The 1,560-nt window shown below is 46.9% G+C and carries 4 tRNA genes; all 4 read left to right on the forward strand.

Annotated features, from left to right (window positions below):
- Positions 1-946 precede the first annotated feature (946 nt).
- The 4 genes from C558_RS0116145 (at position 947) to C558_RS0116160 (ending at position 1,280) form a co-directional block, all read left to right on the forward strand.
- Positions 947-1,021: transfer RNA gene (locus C558_RS0116145), tRNA-Gly, on the forward strand.
- 14 nt (positions 1,022-1,035) lie between these two features.
- Positions 1,036-1,112, forward strand: a tRNA-Arg gene (locus C558_RS0116150).
- A gap of 10 nt (positions 1,113-1,122) precedes the next feature.
- Positions 1,123-1,199: transfer RNA gene (locus tag C558_RS0116155), tRNA-Pro, on the forward strand.
- Positions 1,200-1,206: 7 nt separating this feature from the next.
- A tRNA-Gly gene (locus C558_RS0116160) sits at positions 1,207-1,280 on the forward strand.
- The last annotated feature ends 280 nt before the right edge of the window (positions 1,281-1,560 follow it).

Below are 1,560 nucleotides of genomic sequence, written 5' to 3' on the forward strand. Positions count from 1 at the left end.
AAGCAGCAGCTCTAGTAACAGTCTGAAACCCTTCCGTGTGAGAGTCAGTACCTAATGATTGTGTTTAGGTTTACACGTGTAAGATATCATCACGTACAAGTAACTTACCTAGAAGTCCTTCAGGTACCCAATCCTTCATTTGCAATCTGTTTGGCGGACTTGCTACTAGATCCTCTTTGCGTGTAGAAAGATAAGACATCCAAGCTTGAGCAAATTTCGCCCATGTCGAAGGGGTCTCAACAATTGTGAGCAGCCGCTTCAGCACAGGGCATTTATGATTGGATCGGGTTCCATGCTGCCCGCCAATTCACCGTTAGGGTTCTATTTTGCCAGTCCTTTCGACTCTGCCGGTGCGTGCGGTTGCAAGTATTAGCGGTCAAGGGGATGGGTGCTTTGTAGGCACCGTACGAGCTGGTATAGTCCACACCAGGAGCTGTAGCCTGAGATCACGAAGAAATGTTCCAGACCTCTTGCGGAAGCAAAATCGATGTAGGGCTATTACATCTAGATTTAATCCAATGGCTGTAGATAAAGCCCCACTCGCGATTGTAGTCTGTCCTGCTGCAAAGGAATTGACAGCTGCTACTTGTATCATCTGGCACCCTTCCATCCCTCAGCATGGGATGTGGATCCGATAGTAACAGCCTGAAACCCTTCAGCGTGTGGCATCTCCTGTAGCTTGTGTTTGTGTTCCTTAGCTTGAAGCAGTATCTCCGTTTGCAGTCCACTGAGTGCATTAGAACAAGTTTCTGATGCCGTACTAGCGGTTCAGTCGGGGGTATTTGATACTACGTACTTGAACTAATTTTAGATATAGCAAGCATTTTATTATGATTTGTAAATTTTTTTTATAAAAACACTTGCAATCGCTTTGGATTTTTGATATATTATTACTTGTCGCTGATGAAACGCAGCAATGAAGTACAAGCTGTTATGAAATAAATATGCGGACGTGGCTCAGCGGTAGAGCATCGCCTTGCCAAGGCGAGGGTCGCGGGTTCGATTCCCGTCGTCCGCTCCATTACAACTTTATATGCGCCCTTAGCTCAGCTGGATAGAGCGTTTGACTACGAATCAAAAGGCCAGGAGTTCGAATCTCTTAGGGCGCGCCATTTATTTTTTCGGGATGTAGCTCAGCTTGGTAGAGCACCTGGTTTGGGACCAGGGGGTCGCATGTTCAAATCGTGTCATCCCGACCATTTATTTGCGGGTGTAGTTCAATGGTAGAACTTTAGCCTTCCAAGCTAATAGCGTGGGTTCGATTCCCATCACCCGCTCCAGAATAAAATGAACAGCCACCATTATGGTGGCTTTTTTATTGTGTAGCGGCTGTGTGGGGAGAGAACCCACAGAGGGTTCGACCGTCAATTTCGAGACCGTGAATGATGGTCTCGGTGGACGAGCGTCCCGAAGCTGTTCGAGGCAGCCGATGCTAAAGGCTGGTGAGACAGAGGGAGTATTCCCATTCACCTGCTCATAGATAATGAAGAAGCCACCCATTTGATATTATCCCCTTATGGTTGACAGTGAAGAAAAGTCCACTGGTACAATGGACTTGAA

Origin of the sequence: Paenibacillus terrigena DSM 21567, assembly GCF_000374845.1 — a bacterium.
GTDB classification, from domain to species: domain Bacteria; phylum Bacillota; class Bacilli; order Paenibacillales; family Paenibacillaceae; genus Paenibacillus_K; species Paenibacillus_K terrigena.